Source organism: Escherichia sp. MOD1-EC5990, from assembly GCF_002965285.1.
Taxonomy (GTDB): Bacteria; Pseudomonadota; Gammaproteobacteria; order Enterobacterales; family Enterobacteriaceae; genus Escherichia; species Escherichia coli_F.
Map to the genome: position 1 here is coordinate 403192 of NZ_PTRV01000001.1, position 21496 is coordinate 424687.

The window sequence follows — 21496 nt, forward strand, 5'->3', positions numbered from 1 at the left end:
TCGATTATGACAACGGACGATCTTGCCTTTGACCAACGCCATATCTGGCACCCATACACATCCATGACCTCCCCGCTACCGGTTTATCCGGTGGCGAGCGCCGAAGGTTGCGAGCTGATTTTGTCTGACGGCAGACGCCTGATTGACGGTATGTCGTCCTGGTGGGCGGCAATCCACGGCTACAATCACCCACAACTTAATGCCGCGATGAAGTCGCAAATTGATGCCATGTCGCATGTGATGTTTGGCGGTATCACCCATGCGCCGGCCATCGAGCTATGCCGCAAACTGGTGGCGATGACGCCGCAACCGCTGGAGTGCGTTTTTCTCGCGGACTCCGGCTCCGTAGCGGTGGAAGTGGCGATGAAAATGGCGTTGCAGTACTGGCAAGCCAAAGGCGAAGCGCGCCAGCGTTTTCTGACCTTCCGCAATGGTTATCATGGCGATACCTTTGGCGCGATGTCGGTGTGCGATCCAGACAACTCAATGCACAGCCTGTGGAAAGGCTATCTGCCAGAAAACCTGTTTGCTCCCGCGCCGCAAAGCCGCATGGATGGCGAATGGGATGAACGCGATATGGTGGGCTTCGCACGTCTGATGGCGGCGCATCGTCATGAAATCGCGGCGGTGATCATTGAACCGATTGTTCAGGGCGCTGGCGGAATGCGCATCTACCATCCGGAATGGTTAAAACGAATCCGCAAAATGTGCGATCGTGAAGGTATCTTGCTGATTGCGGACGAGATAGCCACCGGTTTTGGTCGTACCGGCAAACTGTTTGCCTGCGAACATGCGGGGATCGCGCCGGACATTTTGTGCCTCGGTAAAGCCTTAACCGGCGGTACGATGACCCTTTCCGCCACGCTCACTACGCGCGAAGTGGCTGAAACTATCAGCAACGGCGAAGCCGGATGCTTTATGCACGGGCCAACCTTTATGGGCAATCCGCTGGCCTGCGCGGCAGCAAACGCCAGCCTGGCCATTATCGAATCTGGCGACTGGCAGCAGCAGGTAGCGACTATTGAAGCACAACTGCGCGAGCAACTGGCTCCTGCCCGTGACGCCGAAATGGTTGCCGATGTGCGCGTGCTGGGAGCGATTGGCGTGGTCGAAACCACTCGTCCGGTGAATATGGCTGCGCTGCAAAAATTCTTTGTCGAACAGGGTGTCTGGATCCGACCTTTTGGCAAGCTGATTTACCTGATGCCACCCTATATCATTCACCCGCAACAGTTGCAGCGCCTGACCGCAGCGGTTAATTGCGCGGTGCAGGATGAAACATTTTTTTGCCAATAACGAGCAGTCAGCGTGAGGTTTTCTGGCTACACTTTCTGCAAACAAGAAAGGAGGGTTCATGAAACTCATTAGTAATGATCTGCGCGATGGCGATAAGCTGCCGCATCGCCATGTCTTTAACGGCATGGGTTACGATGGCGATAATATTTCGCCGCATCTGGCATGGGATGATGTTCCTGCGGGAACCAAAAGTTTTGTCGTCACCTGCTACGACCCGGATGCGCCAACTGGCTCTGGCTGGTGGCACTGGGTAGTTGTTAACTTACCCGCTGATACCCGCGTATTACCGCAAGGGTTTGGCTCTGGTCTGGTAGCAATGCCAGACGGCGTTTTGCAGACGCGAACTGACTTTGGTAAAACCGGGTACGATGGCGCAGCGCCGCCGAAAGGCGAAACCCATCGCTACATTTTTACCGTTCACGCGCTGGATGTAGAACGTATTGATGTCGATGAAGGTGCCAGCGGCGCGATGGTCGGGTTTAACGTCCATTTCCACTCTCTGGCAAGCGCCTCGATTACTGCGATGTTTAGTTAATTGCTCAACCAGATGGCGCAATGCCATCTGGTATCACTTAAAGGTATTAAAAACAACTTTTTGTCTTTTTACCTTCCCGTTTCGCTCAAGTTAGTATAAAAAAGCAGGCTTCAACGGATTCATTTTTCTATTTCATAGCCCGGAGCAACCTGTGAACACATTTTCAGTTTCCCGTCTGGCGCTGGCATTGGCTTTTGGCGTGACGCTGACCGCCTGTAGCTCAACACCGCCCGATCAACGTCCTTCTGATCAAACCGCGCCTGGTACCTCTTCTCGCCCGATTCTGTCGGCAAAAGAAGCGCAGAATTTCGATGCTCAACACTATTTTGCATCCCTGACACCAGGTGCGGCAGCGTGGAATCCTTCCCCGATTACCCTGCCTGCGCAACCTGACTTTGTTGTCGGCCCGGCGGGTACTCCGGGTGTAACGCATACCACGATTCAGGCGGCGGTAGATGCGGCAATTATCAAGCGCACCAACAAGCGCCAGTATATTGCCGTGATGCCTGGTGAATATCAGGGAACGGTGTATGTCCCTGCCGCTCCGGGTGGAATTACTCTGTACGGTACAGGTGAAAAACCGATTGATGTGAAGATTGGGCTTTCCCTTGATGGGGGCATGAGCCCTGCCGACTGGCGTCACGACGTCAACCCGCGCGGCAAATATATGCCAGGTAAACCAGCGTGGTATATGTACGATAGCTGCCAGAGCAAACGCAGCGACAGTATCGGCGTTCTCTGCTCTGCGGTCTTCTGGTCACAAAACAATGGCCTGCAACTGCAAAACCTGACCATCGAAAACACGCTGGGTGATAGCGTAGATGCGGGTAACCATCCGGCGGTGGCACTGCGTACTGATGGCGACAAAGTGCAGATCAATAACGTCAACATTCTCGGTCGTCAGAATACATTCTTTGTCACCAACAGTGGTGTGCAAAACCGTCTGGAAACCAACCGTCAGCCGCGTACTCTGGTGACCAACAGTTACATTGAAGGGGATGTGGATATCGTTTCTGGTCGCGGCGCAGTGGTGTTCGATAATACCGAATTCCGCGTGGTGAACTCACGTACTCAGCAAGAAGCGTATGTGTTTGCACCGGCTACGCTGTCTAACATCTATTACGGTTTCCTCGCCGTAAACAGCCGCTTCAATGCTTCCGGTGATGGCGTGGCGCAACTGGGCCGCTCGCTGGATGTTGATGCCAATACCAACGGTCAGGTGGTGATCCGTGATAGCGCCATCAACGAAGGTTTTAACACGGCTAAACCGTGGGCCGATGCGGTGATTTCCAATCGTCCGTTTGCGGGTAATACTGGCAACGTTGATGATAACGACGAAGTACAGCGTAATCGGAATGACACTAACTACAACCGCATGTGGGAATACAATAACCGCGGCGTGGGTAGCAAAGTGGTTGCAGAGGCGAAGAAGTAAAAGCGATTAACTTTTTGCCGGATGCGGCGTAAACGCCTTATCCGGCCTACAGTTCGATGCGATTCGTAGGTCAGATAAGATACGTCAGCATCGCATCCGACAATAAGTGCCGGATGCGGCGTAAACGCCTTATCCGGCCTACGGTTCGATGCGATTTGTAGGTCGGATAAGATGCGTCAGCATCGCATCCGACAATAAGTGCCGGATGCGACCAACATTTACATGGCGCTTTTTAAAGCTGACGATTTTTATTGAAGTTAATCAAACTACCCGCTTTGATAATCTCGCGCTCTTCAGCAGTCAGACTTTCCATATAGAGCGTAATCTCTGTTACCGGCGCATCTTCATGGATCACATAACCTTTAAACGTCGTACCTGGATTATCCAGCGCCATTTTAATGCCAGGGATGTAAATGTAATCGCCCACTTCAAAGTTCGGTACTTCCGCCATCTGCAGCGGTAACATTCCCCAGTTGATGACGTTAGAACGGTAGCGTTTAGTCGCGTACTCCTCAGCAATATTCGCCAGACCGCCAATCACACGCTGGCAGCTCGCCGCCTGCTCACGCGCAGAACCATCGCCTGGTTTCACCGCATAGACCATGCTGCCAATTTCAGTTTGCAGCGGATCAATATGCTCCTGACCAGCAATCTGCTTAATGCGCGCAAACACCTCTGTCAGCTCGCTGACATTGCCCGCCAGACGCTGATTTTCCAGCTCGGCAGTCGCTTTACTTCTGCCAACATAGCCCGGATCACGGCGTGACAGGGTAAACTCCGCCAAACCAATCGGATTTGAACGATAAGAAGAGGTTTCACCGGAAGGAATCAATTCGTCGGTGGTGGTCACTTCGTCGAGGATCTTCGAGCACACTTTGAGGACGATATTGTCAGTCAGCGCCCCCAATTCCGGCCAGTCTTTGATGTTCGGTCCGTAGATCAGCGATTGCTGGGTCGCCCCTTTCACAAAGCCCTGATAGACGCGATTTTTATACGGCGTGACATCGAAGGCATACTCCGGCACGATGTCCCAGCAGTCCAATTCACTTGCAGAGGTTAAATAACCACCGTTTGCGGCTGTTGCAGCGATAGAACGGGCATCCATCAACGCCACCGCTGACATCTGACCGTTGGCTGGCTTAGAGCCTTCGCGATTCGGGAAGTTACGCGTGGTGTGGCGAATACTCAAACCGTTGTTGATTGGCGTGTCGCCCGCGCCAAAGCATGGGCCGCAAAACGCAGTTCTGATGATTGCGCCTGCGCCAATCAAATCTGCTACCACGCCTTTTTTGGCTAAATCCATAAACACCGGCTGTGATGATGGATAAACCGCCAGCGAGAAGGTGTCATTGCCACAGGATTGACCGCGCAGCGCATTAGCTGCAGCGATAACGTTTTCATAGTTACCGCCAGAACAGCCCGCGATAATCCCCTGCTGCACTTTCAGGCGACCATTTTCTACTTTATCCAGCAGCGAGAGTTTGGCTTTACCGTGCGCCACGCGTTCGGACTCAATTTCAATCTCACGCAGAATGTCGGTCAGGTTCTGGTTAAGCGTGTCGATTTCATACACGTTGCTCGGGTGGAACGGCAGCGCAATCATTGGTTTGATGGCGCTTAAATCAACGCTGATGCAACCATCGTAGTACGCCATCGGTTGTGGATTAAGCTGGCAATAATCCTGGCCGCGACCGTGCAGCGCCAGCCAGTTATGCACTTCTTCATCAGTTTGCCAGACGGAGCTTAAACAGGTGGTTTCAGTGGTCATCACGTCAACGCTGTTACGGAAATCGGTAGAGAGCGCGCTAACGCCCGGTCCAACAAACTCCATGACTTTGTTTTTGACGTAACCGTTTTTGAACACCGCGCCAATGATCGCCAGCGCCACATCCTGCGGTCCAACATAGGGGGCAGGTTTTCCGGTCAGATGCACCGCAACAACTCCCGGATAGTCGATATCCCAGGTGTCATTAAGCAGCTGTTTTACCAACTCACCGCCACCCTCACCGACTGCCATTGTCCCTAATGCACCGTAACGGGTGTGGCTGTCTGACCCGAGGATCATTTTGCCGCCGCCTGCCATCATTTCACGCATATATTGATGGATTACAGCAATATGCGGAGGCACAAAAATACCGCCATAACGCTGCGCTGCCGATAAACCAAAAATATGGTCATCACCGTTAATAGTGCCGCCGACGGCGCAGAGTGAGTTATGGCAGTTGGTCAGCACATACGGCAGCGGGAAACGTTCCATTCCGGACGCTTTAGCGGTCTGTACAATACCAACAAAGGTAATATCATGAGAGGCTAATGAATCAAACTTAATTTTAAGTTTGTCCATATTTCCGGACGTATTATGAGAAGAAAGAATAGACCAGGCAATAGTGCCTTTTTTGGCTTCTTCTTTTTTAATTTCGCCGCTGAAATGTTCTTCGGCAATTATTTCGTTATTACTGGCGAGAAACACGCCTTTTTCAGATAACTTGATCATCAAATGCTCCAGATATCTGCGCACCGTTAAGTGCGCAGAAAGATAATAAATGGATATACTCTAAATAATTCGAGTTGCAGGAAGGCGGCAAGCGAGTGAATCCCCAGGAGCTTACATAAGTAAGTGACTGGGGTGAGCGAACGCAGACGCAGCACATGCAACTTGAAGTATGACGAGTATATTTACAGCATGTTCCAGCCGATCAGCATATTCCACCACCACACGCCGAGGGTGATATGTACCAGGAAGGTTAATATCGTCAGTACCGCACCGACCAACCACCAGGATTTAATATCGTTATAGCCTACGCCGAAGATGACCGGACCTGCCGCACCGCCATAGTGAGTAACCATGCCGCCATAGGAGTTGGAGAAAAGCAGCGCCAGCGCAGTTAACATTAACGGTGCGCCGGAGACGTTCGCCAGCATGGCAAATACCGGTAACATGGCAACGATATAGGCACTACCGGAAGCAAAGAAATAACGCACGATGATGCTAAGGAAAATAATAACGAAGAAAGCTACGTTACCATGGCCGTCAAATGCCAGGTTATTTTTAAAGACTTCAGCTAACCATTCGAAGAATTTAACTTTCGATAATAAGGAGCTTAAGCCGATAATACCGCCGTACCAGATTAAGGTATTCCAGCCGCCTTTATTTTTCACCACGTCTTCCCAGGTAACGATCCCCAGCAGCAGCATGGTCGCCATAACAACGATTGCCACAGTGGATTCATCTACCCCGAGCGTTTTACTGAAAATCCAGCCCAACAGCGCCAGCACAAAGACACCGAGCAGCATTTTTTCGCGAATTTTCATCGGGCCCAGTTCGGCAAGGCCCGCTTTAGCGATAGTTTTGTTATCCACCTTTTTAATTTCTGGCGGATACATGGTGTAAATCACCAGCGGAGTGACCAGCAGCATAATGATGCCCGGTAAACCAGCGGCCAGTGCCCATCCACCCCAGCTAATTTGCAGGTGCAGAATGTCGTTGATCATTTTCAGCGCCAGAATGTTCCCCGCCATTGCAGTAAAGAACATATAGCTGGTGGTTTTAGTAACCATGTAAATGGACATCATCAGGTAATGTCCAACACGACGTGGGCTTTTTTCAGGTTCTGACCCCAAAGCCACCGCCACGCTGTTGATGATCGGTAACACAATGCCGCCCGCACGCGCGGTGTTAGACGGTGTTGCCGGAGCCAGTACCAGATCGAGGAATACCGTAACGTAACCCAGCCCCAGGGTAGTGCTACCAATTTTGCCAATCAATAAATAGGCAATACGTTTACCTAACCCTGTGGTCACAAATGCGGCGCTTAAGGTAAACGCCGAGAACACCAGCCAGGTGGTACCTGAAGAGTAACCGCTTAATACGGCGGTGGTCTTAAATGCACCATCGGATAAATTACCGACCACCACCATTGAGGCAGCAACGGCAATTAACAGTACGACAGGTTCCGGGAAAGGCTTGATAACCAGCCCGACGATTGCTGCCAGGTAAATACCAAAAAGCACCCACGCCAGTTCGCTTAATCCTGCCGGAGCTGGCATAAAGCCAATAATACATGGGATCGCTAATATCAGAATTAGCTTCCATAACGATTTTTTATTCATTTAAAATCCTGTTCTTTCTGTATGACTTATACAGAAGTCCTTTGTTAATTGCCCTTATCACGACAACGACCTTTTCAGGGAAGATAAACTTCACCGGAAAATATTTTTCTGGTCGTCCGAATAACAGATGCGCGTAAGGTTGTGGCATCCTGACCTTCATTGCTTAAATGAACGTCGAGCGCACCACTGGGATGTTCAATATTGATATTGCCATATCCTACAGAAGGGACGATTTGTCGGGTGACGGTGCCTTCCAATGCACAGCTACTGGAAATGGCAATAGCACCGGTTATCGCCAGCGCACGATGGCAGGAGTGCGGCATAAAATAACGCACATTAATTGCCCCGCCTTTCTGTGCTGGAGAAATAAGCACAGGCTTAGGGATAACCATATTACTGACATCACCTAAGCCCATTGCTTTACCCGCTTGTAGGCGGATAGATTCAATGCGGGCTAATAATGTTTTGTCGGCATCCAGTTCCGCCGGTAATTCATAGCCTGTTTTACCCAGATATTCAGCCGGAATAATGACGACTGGCATCGCCATATCAATACAAGTCACTGGAACATCGTCAAAATAATCAATCTGATTATCAGTCGGGAAGACTTTTCCAGTTTTTGTTCCGGCGGCATTCAGGAAAGTGAGCGCAACTGGTGCGGCAGTACCCGGTACACCGTCAATCCTGGCACTACCTTCATATTCGACAACACCATTTGGCGTTTGCACATCAGCTTCGATGAACGTACCCGTATTGACGTTGCGGATACGTACGCGGGTAACTGGCGAAGTCGCTGCAATCAAACCATTTTCAATGGCGAATGCCCCAACGCCAGACAGCATATTGCCGCAGTTAGGTGTTGTGTCGACACGTTGCTCATGGACGATAACCTGAGCAAACAGATAATCGACGTCAGCACGCGGATCGCTGGAACGGCTAATTATGGCGACTTTACTGGTCAGCGGATTACCGCCGCCAATACCGTCAATTTCCAGATCGTTACCGGAACCCATAATTGCCATCAATATTTTATCGCGCTGCGTTTGATCTTCGGGTAGATGTTCCGCTAACAGGAACGCGCCCCTCGAGGTTCCACCTCGCATCATCACGCAGGGTATTTTTTTCATAATAATGCCCTCAATTTAAAAACATAACTTATTGCGATATGGTTACATTAAGGGCAAAGCATCTCTAATGACTTTAGCTCAACGATTAATAACATTTTTTCATTAATTTAAGTTGGCTAAATGCAGTTAAAATTTTTAACTGCCTGTCATCCAAAATCGTCGCATCCATTTTTCGGAGTAATAATGAAGCATGAATTATCAAGTATGAAGGCATTTGTCATACTGGCAGAGTCCAGTTCATTTAACAATGCTGCTAAATTACTCAATATTACGCAACCTGCATTAACGCGAAGAATAAAAAAGATGGAAGAGGATTTACATATTCAACTATTTGAGCGTACAACTCGCAAGGTTACGTTAACAAAAGCAGGAAAAAGGTTGCTCCCGGAGGCGCGGGAATTAATAAAGAAATTCGATGAAACGCTTTTTAATATTCGTGATATGAATGCTTATCATCGTGGTATGGTGACGTTAGCGTGTATTCCGACCGCAGTATTTTATTTTTTACCACTGGCAATCGGTAAATTTAATGAGCTGTATCCCAATATTAAAGTGCGGATTCTGGAACAAGGCACGAATAATTGCATGGAATCGGTGCTGTGTAACGAATCAGACTTTGGCATAAACATGAACAACGTCACAAATTCATCCATTGATTTTACCCCACTGGTCAACGAGCCGTTTGTGCTGGCCTGTCGGCGTGACCACCCATTAGCCAAAAAGCAGCTTGTAGAATGGCAGGAGTTAGTGGGTTACAAAATGATTGGCGTACGCTCCTCCAGCGGCAACCGACTTTTGATAGAACAACAGCTGGCCGACAAGCCCTGGAAGCTGGACTGGTTTTACGAAGTGCGTCATCTTTCGACGTCATTAGGACTGGTGGAGGCGGGACTGGGGATTTCGGCGCTTCCTGGTCTGGCAATGCCCCATGCACCCTATTCTTCGATTATTGGTATCCCGCTGGTGGAACCGGTTATACGTCGGACATTGGGGATTATTCGCCGCAAAGATGCCGTGCTTTCTCCGGCTGCAGAACGCTTTTTTGCCTTGCTGATTAATTTATGGACCGACGATAAAGACAACTTGTGGACCAATATCGTCGAACGCCAGAGACATGCGTTACAGGAAATGGGGTAATACTCCGGCGCAGGAGATACTGCGCCGGGTAAATCAGCGGTTAGTGTGCGTTCACCACTACCCACATTGGCCCCTGCCCGACCGCATAACGGCCTTTTTCATGCAGTAGACCCTGCTCGCCAACAATTTCGTATACCGAGATGTGGTGAGATTTTTGCCCGGCGGCAATCAGATACTTGCCGCTGTGATCAACATTAAAGCCGCGCGGCTGGGTTTCCGTTGGCTGGAAGCCTTCTTTACTCAACACGCTGCCATCTTCCGAAACGCTGAAGACAGTAATCAGGCTGGCAGTACGGTCACAGGCATATAAGTGACGCCCATCCGGGGTGATATGAATATCAGCCGCCCAACGGGTGTCGGAGAAGTTTTCCGGCATCATATCCAGCGTCTGGACACATTCGATATTGCCGTGCGGATCTTTCAGTTCCCAGACATCCACTGAGCTGTTTAACTCATTGACGCAATACGCATATTGTTCGTTTGGATGGAATACCATATGACGCGGGCCGGCCCCTTCAACGGTAGTCACTTCCGCAGGGTCCTGCGCCACCAGATGACCATCATCGCTGACCGTAAACAGGCAAATGCGATCCTGCTTTAATGCCGGAACCCACAACGTACGGTTGTCCGGTGAGATATTGGCGGAATGGCAACCGTCCAGCCCCTCGACCACATCGACGACGCCCACTGGCAGGCCATCTTCCAGACGCGTTACGCTCACGTTACCCGCATTGTAAGAACCTACAAAGACAAACTGCCCCTGGTGATCGGTGGAAATATGCGTCGGACTACCCGGCAGCGCAGACTCTGCGGCAAAGGTCAGTGCGCCATCGTCCGGGGCGATACGATACGCCAGGACGCGAAACTCAGGGCGAACACCAACATAGAGATAACGTTTGTCCGGGCTGACCACCATCGGCTGCACCTGCCCCGGCACATCGACAACCTGTGTCAGCGTCAGTGCGCCTTCATGATTCAGGTTCCAGACGTGAATTTGCTGGCTCTCAGGGCTGGCGATATAAACTGTTTGCTTCATGAATGCTCCTTTGCATTTAGCAACTGACTGTAACAGCTAAAATTAGTCGCTTTTGGCGGTGAATGCTGAATTAAAACGCAGAATTTTGTCCGATAGTGGTATCGGTGTACCATTCGCGCAGACGAAAATTCTTAACCTTAATCTGGAATACGCCATGACCACACGCGTGATTGCACTCGACTTAGACGGCACCTTATTGACCCCGAAAAAAACCTTGCTTCCTTCATCGATAGAAGCCCTGGCCCGCGCTCGCGAAGCAGGCTATCAATTAATCATCGTCACGGGCCGCCATCACGTCGCTATTCATCCTTTTTATCAGGCGCTGGCGCTGGATACACCTGCTATTTGCTGTAATGGCACCTATTTGTATGATTATCATGCAAAAACAGTGCTTGAAGCCGATCCAATGCCCGTTAATAAAGCCCTGCAACTCATTGAGATGCTGAATGAACACCACATTCACGGTCTGATGTATGTGGATGATGCAATGGTCTATGAGCACCCGACCGGGCATGTCATTCGCACGTCTAACTGGGCGCAAACCCTGCCGCCGGAACAGCGTCCGATCTTTACCCAGGTTGCTTCACTGGCCGAGACAGCGCAGGAAGTTAACGCAGTATGGAAGTTCGCCCTGACACACGATGACCTGCCGCAATTGCAGCAATTTGGTAAGCATGTTGAACATGAATTGGGACTGGAGTGTGAATGGTCCTGGCACGATCAGGTTGATATTGCCCGCGGTGGTAACAGTAAAGGTAAACGCCTGACGAAATGGGTTGAGGCGCAAGGCTGGTCGATGGAAAACGTCGTCGCATTCGGCGATAATTTTAATGATATCAGTATGCTGGAAGCCGCTGGTACAGGCGTGGCGATGGGCAACGCTGATGACGCAGTAAAAGCGCGTGCCAACATTGTGATTGGTGATAACACCACCGACAGCATTGCCCAGTTCATTTATAACCACCTGATTTAATCAGGCGGTTATCGAGACACTTTTAATTTGCGCGTATAGCCATAGGCCAGGTTTGATCGCCAGTTCATCCCAGGCCCACGGGCTTATTCGCGCCCACAGCGTTTTACCGCCGACTTCCAATTCCACTTCCACCTGACCGTTGTCGTCATAGCTATTGACGACTTTGGCGCGCAGCACATTGCGGATGCTGGTTTGTTGCGGCGGTTGTAAAACCAGAGAAACATCGGAAGCCTGGATGCGGATGCGTAGCGCGGCTTGCAGCGGTTCATCCAGCTTATTGACCCACAAATGCTGATCGCCCAGCGCCAGCGCGGTCATCGCGTAACGCGGATGATGTTCCAGTACCGTTACTTTCAGAATGCTGCTTTGTTGCTCTTTCGGCAACCATGGATTCATTACGCTACTGCCCCAGACTTCTTCCAGCGCACCGAACGCTTTCACCTGGCCGTTTTCCAGTACCATCACTCGGTCTGCCAGATGGAGGATCTCATCCAGCGAATGGCTGACATAGAGCATCGGAATGTTGATTTCCCGCGTCAACCGTTGCAGATAAGGCAATAGCTCGCGTTTTCGCGGAAGATCCAGCGAGGCCAGTGGTTCATCCAGCAACAGCAATTCCGGTGCTGTCAGCAAAGCCCGCCCAATCGCCACACGCTGTTTTTCGCCTCCGGACAGGCTGCCTGGTAAACGGTCAAGCAACGGTTCAATGCCTAAAAGCGCCACCAGCTTATCGAACTGATCGGCCATGCTTTTCGCCATGCCGTAGCGCAGATTTCCACGTACTTTGTAATGCGGAAACAGCCGCGCATCCTGAAACACATAGCCTACGCGACGCTTTTCTGGCGTCAGGCAGATACCTTTATCGGCGTCATTTAGTACCCGACCATTGAGGACAATCCGCCCTTTTTGTGGACGTGTCAGCCCACTGATGGCGTTAATCAGCGAGGTTTTTCCGGCACCAGAGACGCCAAAGATAGCAGTGATACCATTGGCGGGCAGCGTTTCATTAATGGTCAGGCAATGGTTGCCCAACGTCTGGGAAAAATTCAGTTCCAGCATGATTAGCGCCCCGCCCGTTCACGGCTGATTCTGGCCAGCCATTCAGAAATCAACAGGGAGATCATCGCCAGCGCAATAGAGATAATGCACAGTCTCGCCGCGCCACTTTCCCCGCCGGGGGTCTGGATCAGGGTATACATGGCTGAAGGAATGGTTCGCGTTTCGCCAGGAATGTTAGAAACAAAGGTGATGGTTGCACCAAACTCACCGAGCGAACGAGCGAATGCCAGTACCGTACCGACGATAATTCCCGGTAAGGTCAGCGGTAACGTGATAGTAAAGAACACGCGCCAGCGCCCTGCCCCCAATGTTCTTGCGGCCTGTTCCAGTTTGACATCAACCCCTTCCAGCGCCAGACGAATTGCCCGCACCATCAACGGAAACGACATCACGGCGGCAGCGAGAACCGCGCCACGCCAGCTAAAGGCGAAGGTAATGCCAAACCAGTCATACAGACGTTCACCGATAAATCCGCGCCGTCCCATCGAAACTAATAACAAGTAACCGACGACCACGGGCGGTAACACCAGCGGTAGATGCAGTACGCTGTCGAGCAGAGCTTTGCCCGGAAATGTGCAACGCACCAGTAACCAGGCAAAAAAGATCCCAAACGGCAGGCTAAACAGCACAGCCAGGGAAGAAACTTTCAGGCTTAATAAAACCGCCTGCCATTCTGGATCGGTCAGTATCATTACTTGGTTGTAAATCCGTAGCGTTTAAAAATTTCCGCAGCCTGCGGTCCCTTCAGATAATCATAAAATGCTTTTACTGTCGCATTGTTATGTCCTTCCACAACAGCAACCGGATATTCCACTTTTTTATGTGAATCTTCCGGGAAGGTGGCAACCACTTTTACCCCTTTGCTGGCAACAGCGTCAGAACCGTAAACAATGCCCAGCGGTGCTTCATTGCGTTCGACCAGCGCCAGCGCGCCACGAACATCTTCCGCCGGAGCCAGTTTCGGGGAGAGCGTATCCCATGCGCCCAGTTTTTGCAGTGCTTCTTTGGCATAAATGCCAGCGGGAACATGTTCCGGATCGCCAACCGCCAGGCGACCGCCATTCAGCAGCGAAGTCCAGTTGGTTTTGCTGTCGATGGTGAAATCTTTCTGCTCGCTGGCTTTCGGTGCTACAACGACCAGGCTATTGCCGAGCAGTGTCTGGCGCGAAGCTGTATCGATCGCTTTTTTATTAACCGCATAATCCATCCATTTCTGATCGGCAGAGATAAACAGATCCGCAGGCGCTCCCGCTTCAATCTGACGGGCCAGGGTAGAAGACGAGGCGAAAGAAGAGACGACATCTACGCCTTTCTCTTTTTTATACTGCGTAGCGATGTCCTGCATTGCGTTAGTCAGTGATGCGGCGGCGAATACCGTGATTTTCCCTTCATCTGCCAGTACATTGCCAGCAGCAGCGAAAGAGAGTGCCGCCCCGGCAAACAAGTTCAACCATTTACGAGCCATTGGTAACCCCTTAATGCAACGTTATGTAGGCGATAATATAACGGCTAGCTCAGAATTTTCCCAGCAGTTATTGCTAACCTTTGTGAGGTAGATGAGAAAAATATCGGCAGGAAAAGCAGGAAGTTGAGAACAAGAAAATGCCCGACTAAGCGGGCATTCAGGGAATCAATGATTTTGTCCGGGCTGGTCTTTTTTACCAACACCAGAAAAGATGTTGAATACTTCACCAAGACCGTAAATCAGACCCAGGATGATGGCCATCACGACAGGTACCATGATTACGGCGAATACCAGACTTTTTAATAACTCTAACATGGTCAACTCCAGATATAGTCATGAGACTATTCTAACCGCTAAGCACAGAAAAGCACTCCCCTTTTGTGCGGTCAGCTTTGCGTGGCGTTCGTTTTCCGTCACAATAAGACTTTTGCCAGGACATTGTTATGCAGGCCGAAATCCTTCTCACCCTTAAGCTCCAACAAAAATTATTCGCCGACCCGCGCCGCATTTCGTTACTAAAACACATTGCGCTTTCCGGTTCCATTAGCCAGGGAGCGAAAGATGCCGGTATCAGCTATAAAAGCGCCTGGGATGCCATTAACGAGATGAATCAGTTAAGTGAGCATATTCTGGTTGAGCGCGCAACAGGCGGTAAAGGTGGCGGCGGCGCAGTACTGACCCGCTATGGTCAGCGACTGATTCAGCTCTATGATTTACTGGCGCAAATCCAGCAAAAAGCCTTTGATGTGTTAAGTGACGATGACGCCTTGCCGCTGAACAGCCTGCTGGCCGCGATCTCACGTTTTTCACTGCAGACCAGTGCCCGTAACCAGTGGTTTGGCACCATCACCGCCCGCGATCATGATGACATTCAACAACATGTTGATGTCTTACTGGCCGATGGCAAAACACGCCTGAAAGTCGCGATTACCGCACAAAGTGGCGCACGTCTGGGACTGGATGAAGGCAAAGAAGTGTTGATTCTGCTGAAAGCGCCGTGGGTGAACATTACTCAGGATGACACTGTCGCCCAGGGTGCCGACAACCAATTGCCGGGCATTATTCGTCATATAGAGCGCGGTGCAGAACAGTGCGAAGTATTAATGGCGTTACCTGACGGGCAAACTCTGTGCGCCACGGTGCCGATAAATGAAGCAGCTTCTCTTGAACAAGGGCAGAATGCCACGGCTTACTTTAACGCCGACAGCGTGATTATCGCTACGCTTTGCTAAGCGTGTTGACAATTTGTTATGAAACACGTATCCCTGTCAGTAATCGCTGCAAAAAATGGGATATAAAATGTCATCGTTGCAAATTTTGCAAGGCACGTTTCGTCTTAGCGACACAAAAACGCTGCAATTGTCTCAGCTAACGTTAAACGCGGGTGATAGTTGGGCGTTTGTCGGTTCGAATGGAAGCGGGAAGTCGGCGCTGGCCCGCGCGCTGGCGGGGGAACTTCCGCTTTTGAAAGGTGAACGACAAAGTCAGTTTTCCCACATCACTCGTCTCTCCTTCGAGCAATTGCAAAAGCTCGTCAGCGACGAATGGCAACGGAATAACACCGATATGCTCGGCCCTGGCGAAGATGACACCGGACGCACTACGGCTGAAATCATTCAGGATGAAATTAAGGATGCACAGCGTTGTGCGCAGTTGGCGCAGCAGTTCGGCATTACCGCCCTTCTCGACCGACGCTTTAAATACCTTTCCACTGGCGAGACGCGAAAAACCCTGCTGTGTCAGGCGCTGATGTCGGAGCCAGACTTGTTGATTCTTGATGAGCCGTTCGATGGCCTGGATGTTGCCTCACGTCAGCAGCTGGCTGAGCTGCTCGCCTCGTTACATCAGTCCGGTATTACCCTGGTACTGGTGCTCAATCGCTTCGATGAGATCCCGGAATTTGTCCAGTTTGCTGGCGTGCTGGCGGATTGCACGTTAGCGGAAACTGGCGCTAAAGAGGAACTGCTCCAACAAGCACTCGTCGCGCAACTGGCGCATAGCGAACAGCTTGAAGGTGTGCAACTGCCGGAGCCAGATGAACCTTCAGCACGTCACGCCTTACCCGCCAACGAACCGCGCATTGTGCTGAACAACGGCGTGGTTTCTTATAACGATCGCCCCATTCTTAATAACCTTAGCTGGCAGGTGAATCCAGGCGAACACTGGCAAATTGTCGGGCCAAATGGCGCGGGAAAATCGACGTTATTAAGCCTGATTACTGGCGATCATCCGCAAGGTTACAGCAACGATTTGACGCTTTTCGGACGACGTCGCGGCAGCGGCGAAACCATCTGGGATATCAAAAAACATATCGGTTACGTCAGCAGTAGTTTGCATCTGGATTACCGGGTCAGCACTACTGTGCGTAATGTGATTCTTTCTGGCTATTTTGATTCGATTGGCATTTATCAGGCCGTTTCGGATCGCCAGCAAAAACTGGTACAGCAGTGGCTGGATATTCTCGGCATTGATAAACGCACGGCTGACGCTCCTTTCCATAGTCTTTCTTGGGGACAGCAGCGTCTGGCGCTGATTGTCCGCGCACTGGTGAAACATCCGACGTTGCTTATTCTCGATGAACCACTACAGGGGCTTGATCCGCTCAATCGCCAGCTTATCCGCCGTTTTGTTGATGTGCTGATTAGCGAAGGTGAAACGCAATTGTTGTTTGTTTCGCACCACGCTGAAGATGCGCCTGCCTGTATTACCCATCGTCTTGAGTTCGTGCCGGACGGTGACTTTTATCGCTATGCGCTGACAAAAATAAACTGAGTCGGTAATGCTGACTGTACCGGAGGCGGCCTTAGCGCCCTCTCCGGCCTAAAGTTCGACGCATCCAGGCATGAAACCGCGACTTTTTTCAGATAAAAAGCGCAATCATTCATAAACCCTCTGTTTTATAATCACTTAATCGTGCATAAAGAACGGCTAAATTCTTGTGTAAACGATTCCACTAATTTATTCCATGTCACACTTTTCGCATCTTTGTTATGCTATGGTTATTTCATACCATAAGCCTAATGGAGCGAATTATGAGAGTTCTGGTTACCGGTGGTAGCGGTTACATTGGAAGTCATACCTGTGTGCAATTACTGCAAAACGGTCATGATGTCATCATTCTTGATAACCTCTGTAACAGTAAGCGCAGCGTACTGCCTGTTATCGAGCGTTTAGGCGGCAAACATCCAACGTTTGTTGAAGGCGATATCCGTAACGAAGCGTTGATGACCGAGATCCTGCACGATCACGCTATCGACACCGTGATCCACTTCGCCGGGCTGAAAGCCGTTGGCGAATCGGTACAAAAACCGCTTGAATATTACGACAACAATGTCAACGGTACTCTGCGCCTGATTAGCGCCATGCGCGCCGCTAACGTCAAAAACTTTATCTTTAGCTCCTCCGCCACCGTTTATGGCGATCAGCCCAAAATTCCATATGTTGAAAGCTTCCCGACCGGCACACCGCAAAGCCCTTACGGCAAAAGCAAGCTGATGGTGGAACAGATCCTCACCGATCTGCAAAAAGCCCAGCCGGACTGGAGCATTGCCCTGCTGCGCTACTTCAACCCAGTTGGCGCGCATCCGTCGGGCGATATGGGCGAAGATCCGCAAGGCATTCCGAATAACCTGATGCCATACATCGCCCAGGTTGCTGTAGGCCGTCGCGACTCGCTGGCGATTTTTGGTAACGATTATCCGACCGAAGACGGTACTGGCGTGCGCGATTACATCCACGTAATGGATCTGGCGGACGGTCACGTCGTGGCGATGGAAAAACTGGCGAACAAGCCAGGCGTACACATCTACAACCTCGGCGCTGGCGTGGGCAGCAGCGTGCTGGACGTGGTTAATGCCTTCAGCAAAGCCTGCGGCAAACCGGTTAATTATCATTTTGCACCGCGTCGCGAGGGCGACCTTCCGGCCTACTGGGCGGACGCCAGCAAAGCCGACCGTGAACTGAACTGGCGCGTAACGCGCACACTCGATGAAATGGCGCAGGACACCTGGCACTGGCAGTCACGCCATCCACAGGGATATCCCGATTAAGGAACGACCATGACGCTATTTAATCCCGTTGATCATCCACATCGCCGCTACAACCCGCTCACCGGGCAATGGATTCTGGTTTCACCGCACCGCGCTAAGCGCCCCTGGCAGGGGGCGCAGGAAACGCCAGCCAAACAGGTGTTACCTGCGCACGATCCAGATTGCTTCCTCTGCGCAGGTAATGTGCGGGTGACAGGCGATAAAAACCCCGATTACACCGGGACTTACGTTTTCACTAATGACTTTGCGGCCTTGATGTCTGACACGCCAGATGCGCCAGAAAGCAACGATCCGCTGATGCGTTGTCAGAGCGCGCGCGGTACCAGCCGGGTGATCTGCTTTTCACCGGATCACAGTAAAACGCTGCCAGAACTGAGCGTTGCGGCATTGACGGAAATCGTCAAAACCTGGCAGGAGCAAACCGCAGAACTGGGGAAAACATACCCGTGGGTGCAGGTCTTTGAAAACAAAGGCGCGGCGATGGGCTGCTCTAACCCGCATCCGCACGGACAGATTTGGGCAAATAGCTTCCTGCCTAACGAAGCTGAGCGCGAAGACCGCCTGCAAAAAGAATATTTCGCCGGGCAGAAATCACCAATGCTGGTGGATTATGTTCAGCGCGAGCTGGCAGACGGTAGCCGTACCGTTGTCGAAACCGAACACTGGTTAGCCGTTGTGCCTTACTGGGCTGCCTGGCCGTTCGAAACGCTACTGCTGTCCAAAGCCCACGTTTTGCGGATCACCGATTTGACCGACGCCCAGCGCAGCGATTTGGCTCTGGCGTTGAAAAAGCTGACCAGTCGTTATGACAACCTCTTCCAGTGCTCCTTCCCCTACTCTATGGGCTGGCACGGCGCGCCATTTAATGACGAAGAGAATCAACACTGGCAGCTGCACGCGCACTTTTATCCGCCTCTGTTGCGCTCCGCCACCGTACGTAAATTTATGGTTGGTTATGAAATGCTGGCAGAGACCCAGCGAGACCTGACCGCAGAACAGGCAGCAGAGCGTTTGCGCGCAGTCAGCGATATCCATTTTCGCGAATCCGGAGTGTAAGAAATGAGTCTGAAAGAAAAAACACAATCTCTGTTTGCCAACGCATTTGGCTACCCTGCCACTCACACCATTCAGGCGCCTGGCCGCGTGAATCTTATTGGCGAACACACCGACTACAACGACGGTTTCGTTCTGCCCTGCGCGATTGATTATCAAACCGTGATCAGTTGTGCACCACGCGATGACCGTAACGTTCGCGTGATGGCAGCCGATTATGAAAATCAGCTTGACGAGTTTTCCCTTGATGCACCTATTGTCGCACATGAAAACTATCAATGGGCTAACTACGTCCGTGGCGTAGTGAAACATCTGCAACTGCGTAACAACAACTTTGGCGGTGTGGACATGGTGATCAGCGGCAATGTGCCGCAGGGTGCAGGGTTAAGTTCTTCCGCTTCACTGGAAGTCGCGGTCGGAACCGTATTGCAGCAACTTTATCATCTGCCGCTGGACGGCGCACAAATCGCACTTAACGGCCAGGAAGCAGAAAACCAGTTTGTTGGCTGTAACTGTGGGATCATGGATCAGCTGATCTCCGCGCTCGGCAAAAAAGATCATGCCTTGCTGATCGATTGCCGCTCACTGGGCACCAAAGCGGTTTCCATGCCGAAAGGTGTGGCTGTCGTCATCATCAACAGTAACTTCAAACGTACCCTGGTTGGCAGCGAATACAACACCCGTCGTGAACAGTGCGAAACCGGCGCGCGTTTCTTCCAGCAGCCAGCCCTGCGCGATGTCACTATTGAGGAGTTCAACGCTGTTGCACATGAACTGGACCCGATCGTGGCGAAACGCGTGCGTCATATCCTGACTGAAAACGCCCGTACCGTTGAAGCAGCCAGCGCACTGGAGCAAGGCGACCTGAAACGTATGGGCGAGTTGATGGCGGAGTCTCATGCTTCTATGCGCGATGATTTCGAAATCACCGTGCCGCAAATTGACACTCTGGTAGAAATCGTCAAAGCTGTGATTGGCGACAAAGGTGGCGTACGCATGACCGGCGGCGGATTTGGCGGCTGTATCGTCGCGCTGATCCCGGAAGAGCTGGTGCCTGCCGTACAGCAAGCTGTCGCTGAACAATATGAAGCAAAAACAGGTATTAAAGAGACTTTTTACGTTTGTAAACCATCACAAGGAGCAGGACAGTGCTGAACGAAACTCCCGCACTGGCACCCGATGGTCAGCCGTACCGACTGTTAACTTTGCGTAACAACGCAGGGATGGTAGTCACGCTGATGGACTGGGGTGCGACTTTACTTTCCGCCCGTATTCCGCTTTCCGATGGCAGCGTCCGCGAGGCGCTGCTTGGCTGCGCCAGCCCGGAATGCTATCAGGATCAGGCCGCGTTTCTGGGGGCCTCTATTGGTCGTTATGCCAACCGCATCGCCAATAGCCGTTATACCTTTGACGGTGAAACCGTGACGCTTTCGCCAAGTCAGGGCGTTAACCAGCTGCACGGCGGCCCGGAAGGGTTCGACAAACGTCGCTGGCAGATTGTAAATCAGAACGATCGTCAGGTGCTATTTGCCCTGAGTTCAGAAGACGGCGATCAGGGCTTTCCGGGTAATCTCGGCGCGACGGTGCAGTATCGTCTGACCGACGATAACCGTATCTCCATTACTTATCGCGCCACAGTTGATAAACCTTGCCCGGTGAATATGACTAATCACGTCTATTTCAACCTCGACGGCGAGCAGTCTGACGTGCGCAATCACAAGTTGCAGATTCTGGCGGACGAATATCTGCCGGTTGATGAAGCCGGTATTCCGCACGACGGTCTGAAATCTGTCGCCGGAACATCTTTTGATTTCCGCAGCGCCAAAATCATCGCCAGTGAGTTTCTTGCCGACGACGAACAGCGCAAAGTGAAAGGTTACGATCATGCGTTCTTGTTACAGGCCAAAGGCGATGGCAAGAAAGTGGCGGCGCATGTCTGGTCAGCAGATGAAAAATTGCAGCTGAAGGTCTACACCACCGCTCCGGCTCTGCAATTCTACTCCGGCAACTTCCTCGGCGGCACACCGTCGCGGGGAACCGAACCTTACGCTGACTGGCAAGGGCTGGCGTTGGAAAGCGAGTTTCTGCCGGACAGCCCGAACCACCCTGAATGGCCGCAACCGGACTGTTTCCTGCGTCCTGGCGAAGAGTATTCCAGCCTGACGGAATATCAGTTTATTGCTGAGTAATGTTAAGCCCTCGTCATGAGGGCTTTATCCTC

General features: G+C 51.4%; 19 protein-coding genes. 11 read left to right on the plus strand and 8 right to left on the minus strand.

Annotated elements, in window-relative coordinates; all coding sequences use genetic code 11:
* Positions 1-6: 6 nt before the first annotated feature.
* From bioA to BEB42_RS02010, 3 genes are all read left to right on the plus strand, one after another.
* A complete protein-coding gene (bioA, locus tag BEB42_RS01995) occupies positions 7-1296 on the plus strand; it encodes an adenosylmethionine--8-amino-7-oxononanoate transaminase (RefSeq protein WP_010364894.1) in 1290 nt (429 codons plus the stop codon).
* Positions 1297-1354: 58 nt separating this feature from the next.
* Entirely contained in the window at positions 1355-1831 is a 477-nt protein-coding gene (locus BEB42_RS02000; RefSeq protein ID WP_000767391.1) for a kinase inhibitor, read from the plus strand.
* Positions 1832-1982: 151 nt separating this feature from the next.
* The gene (locus BEB42_RS02010) at positions 1983-3266 is read left to right on the plus strand and encodes a putative acyl-CoA thioester hydrolase (RefSeq protein ID WP_001091545.1); all 1284 of its coding nucleotides are present in this window, start codon (positions 1983-1985) and stop codon (positions 3264-3266) included.
* 232 nt (positions 3267-3498) lie between these two features.
* On the opposite strand, the gene BEB42_RS02015 is transcribed toward BEB42_RS02010, so the two are convergent.
* The 3 genes from BEB42_RS02015 to BEB42_RS02025 all read right to left on the minus strand — a co-directional run bounded on the left by BEB42_RS02015 (position 3499) and on the right by BEB42_RS02025 (position 8503).
* Positions 3499-5760 carry a hydratase gene (locus tag BEB42_RS02015; protein WP_000593879.1) on the minus strand — a complete coding sequence of 754 codons (2262 nt, stop codon included), beginning with the start codon at positions 5758-5760 and terminating at the stop codon, positions 3499-3501.
* 182 nt (positions 5761-5942) lie between these two features.
* Positions 5943-7376 carry an anion permease gene (locus BEB42_RS02020; RefSeq protein ID WP_001036488.1) on the minus strand — a complete coding sequence of 478 codons (1434 nt, stop codon included), beginning with the start codon at positions 7374-7376 and terminating at the stop codon, positions 5943-5945.
* Positions 7377-7450: 74 nt separating this feature from the next.
* Complete coding sequence (locus tag BEB42_RS02025; protein ID WP_000723659.1) at positions 7451-8503, minus strand: 4-oxalomesaconate tautomerase; 1053 nt, start codon at positions 8501-8503, stop codon at positions 7451-7453.
* A 183-nt stretch (positions 8504-8686) separates the two neighbouring features.
* Here BEB42_RS02025 and BEB42_RS02030 point away from each other — a divergent pair, with 183 nt between their 5' ends.
* Positions 8687-9640 (plus strand): LysR family transcriptional regulator, encoded by a 954-nt coding sequence (locus BEB42_RS02030; protein ID WP_010361054.1) that lies wholly within the window; start codon positions 8687-8689, stop codon positions 9638-9640.
* 40 nt (positions 9641-9680) lie between these two features.
* Here the strand turns inward: BEB42_RS02030 and pgl are convergent, their stop codons facing one another.
* Complete coding sequence (pgl, locus tag BEB42_RS02035; RefSeq protein ID WP_000815435.1) at positions 9681-10676, minus strand: 6-phosphogluconolactonase; 996 nt, start codon at positions 10674-10676, stop codon at positions 9681-9683.
* A 154-nt stretch (positions 10677-10830) separates the two neighbouring features.
* On the opposite strand from pgl, the gene ybhA reads away from it, so the two are divergent.
* The gene (gene ybhA / locus BEB42_RS02040) at positions 10831-11649 is read left to right on the plus strand and encodes a bifunctional pyridoxal phosphate/fructose-1,6-bisphosphate phosphatase (protein WP_105267132.1); all 819 of its coding nucleotides are present in this window, start codon (positions 10831-10833) and stop codon (positions 11647-11649) included.
* On the opposite strand, the gene modC is transcribed toward ybhA, so the two are convergent.
* The 4 genes from modC to acrZ all read right to left on the minus strand — a co-directional run bounded on the left by modC (position 11650) and on the right by acrZ (position 14488).
* Positions 11650-12708, minus strand: a complete 1059-nt coding sequence (gene modC / locus BEB42_RS02045; RefSeq protein ID WP_105267133.1) for a molybdenum ABC transporter ATP-binding protein ModC — start codon at positions 12706-12708, stop codon at positions 11650-11652. It abuts the gene before it with no gap.
* 2 nt (positions 12709-12710) lie between these two features.
* Entirely contained in the window at positions 12711-13400 is a 690-nt protein-coding gene (gene modB / locus BEB42_RS02050; RefSeq protein ID WP_000604034.1) for a molybdate ABC transporter permease subunit, read from the minus strand.
* Positions 13400-14173: a molybdate ABC transporter substrate-binding protein gene (modA, locus tag BEB42_RS02055; protein WP_032183732.1), complete on the minus strand. Its 774-nt coding sequence runs from the start codon at positions 14171-14173 to the stop codon at positions 13400-13402. Before modA ends, modB begins: the two co-directional genes overlap by 1 nt.
* 165 nt (positions 14174-14338) lie before the next feature.
* Entirely contained in the window at positions 14339-14488 is a 150-nt protein-coding gene (gene acrZ / locus BEB42_RS02065; RefSeq protein ID WP_000891515.1) for a multidrug efflux pump accessory protein AcrZ, read from the minus strand.
* Positions 14489-14616: 128 nt separating this feature from the next.
* On the opposite strand from acrZ, the gene modE reads away from it, so the two are divergent.
* The 6 genes from modE to galM all read left to right on the plus strand — a co-directional run bounded on the left by modE (position 14617) and on the right by galM (position 21464).
* Positions 14617-15405 (plus strand): molybdenum-dependent transcriptional regulator, encoded by a 789-nt coding sequence (gene modE / locus BEB42_RS02070; protein WP_001147432.1) that lies wholly within the window; start codon positions 14617-14619, stop codon positions 15403-15405.
* A gap of 67 nt (positions 15406-15472) precedes the next feature.
* The gene (gene modF, locus BEB42_RS02075) at positions 15473-16945 is read left to right on the plus strand and encodes a molybdate ABC transporter ATP-binding protein ModF (RefSeq protein WP_105267134.1); all 1473 of its coding nucleotides are present in this window, start codon (positions 15473-15475) and stop codon (positions 16943-16945) included.
* Positions 16946-17205: 260 nt separating this feature from the next.
* Positions 17206-18222, plus strand: coding sequence for a UDP-glucose 4-epimerase GalE (galE, locus tag BEB42_RS02080; RefSeq protein ID WP_001265443.1), 1017 nt, complete (start codon positions 17206-17208; stop codon positions 18220-18222).
* A 9-nt stretch (positions 18223-18231) separates the two neighbouring features.
* On the plus strand, positions 18232-19278 hold the full coding sequence (galT, locus tag BEB42_RS02085) for a galactose-1-phosphate uridylyltransferase (protein WP_105267135.1): 1047 nt from the start codon (positions 18232-18234) through the stop codon (positions 19276-19278).
* Positions 19279-19281: 3 nt separating this feature from the next.
* Positions 19282-20430, plus strand: a complete 1149-nt coding sequence (gene galK / locus BEB42_RS02090; protein WP_032183726.1) for a galactokinase — start codon at positions 19282-19284, stop codon at positions 20428-20430.
* A complete protein-coding gene (gene galM / locus BEB42_RS02095) occupies positions 20424-21464 on the plus strand; it encodes a galactose-1-epimerase (protein WP_088541601.1) in 1041 nt (346 codons plus the stop codon). Before galK ends, galM begins: the two co-directional genes overlap by 7 nt.
* The last annotated feature ends 32 nt before the right edge of the window (positions 21465-21496 follow it).

Coding starts and splice junctions, on each gene's coding strand:
- bioA (WP_010364894.1), top strand. CDS start 7: ATGACAACGGACGATCTTGCCTTTGACCAACGCCATATCTGGCACCCA.
- BEB42_RS02000 (WP_000767391.1), top strand. CDS start 1,355: ATGAAACTCATTAGTAATGATCTGCGCGATGGCGATAAGCTGCCGCAT.
- BEB42_RS02015 (WP_000593879.1), bottom strand. CDS start 5,760: ATGATCAAGTTATCTGAAAAAGGCGTGTTTCTCGCCAGTAATAACGAA.
- BEB42_RS02020 (WP_001036488.1), bottom strand. CDS start 7,376: ATGAATAAAAAATCGTTATGGAAGCTAATTCTGATATTAGCGATCCCA.
- BEB42_RS02025 (WP_000723659.1), bottom strand. CDS start 8,503: ATGAAAAAAATACCCTGCGTGATGATGCGAGGTGGAACCTCGAGGGGC.
- BEB42_RS02030 (WP_010361054.1), top strand. CDS start 8,687: ATGAAGCATGAATTATCAAGTATGAAGGCATTTGTCATACTGGCAGAG.
- pgl (WP_000815435.1), bottom strand. CDS start 10,676: ATGAAGCAAACAGTTTATATCGCCAGCCCTGAGAGCCAGCAAATTCAC.
- ybhA (WP_105267132.1), top strand. CDS start 10,831: ATGACCACACGCGTGATTGCACTCGACTTAGACGGCACCTTATTGACC.
- modC (WP_105267133.1), bottom strand. CDS start 12,708: ATGCTGGAACTGAATTTTTCCCAGACGTTGGGCAACCATTGCCTGACC.
- modB (WP_000604034.1), bottom strand. CDS start 13,400: ATGATACTGACCGATCCAGAATGGCAGGCGGTTTTATTAAGCCTGAAA.
- modA (WP_032183732.1), bottom strand. CDS start 14,173: ATGGCTCGTAAATGGTTGAACTTGTTTGCCGGGGCGGCACTCTCTTTC.
- acrZ (WP_000891515.1), bottom strand. CDS start 14,488: ATGTTAGAGTTATTAAAAAGTCTGGTATTCGCCGTAATCATGGTACCT.
- modE (WP_001147432.1), top strand. CDS start 14,617: ATGCAGGCCGAAATCCTTCTCACCCTTAAGCTCCAACAAAAATTATTC.
- modF (WP_105267134.1), top strand. CDS start 15,473: ATGTCATCGTTGCAAATTTTGCAAGGCACGTTTCGTCTTAGCGACACA.
- galE (WP_001265443.1), top strand. CDS start 17,206: ATGAGAGTTCTGGTTACCGGTGGTAGCGGTTACATTGGAAGTCATACC.
- galT (WP_105267135.1), top strand. CDS start 18,232: ATGACGCTATTTAATCCCGTTGATCATCCACATCGCCGCTACAACCCG.
- galK (WP_032183726.1), top strand. CDS start 19,282: ATGAGTCTGAAAGAAAAAACACAATCTCTGTTTGCCAACGCATTTGGC.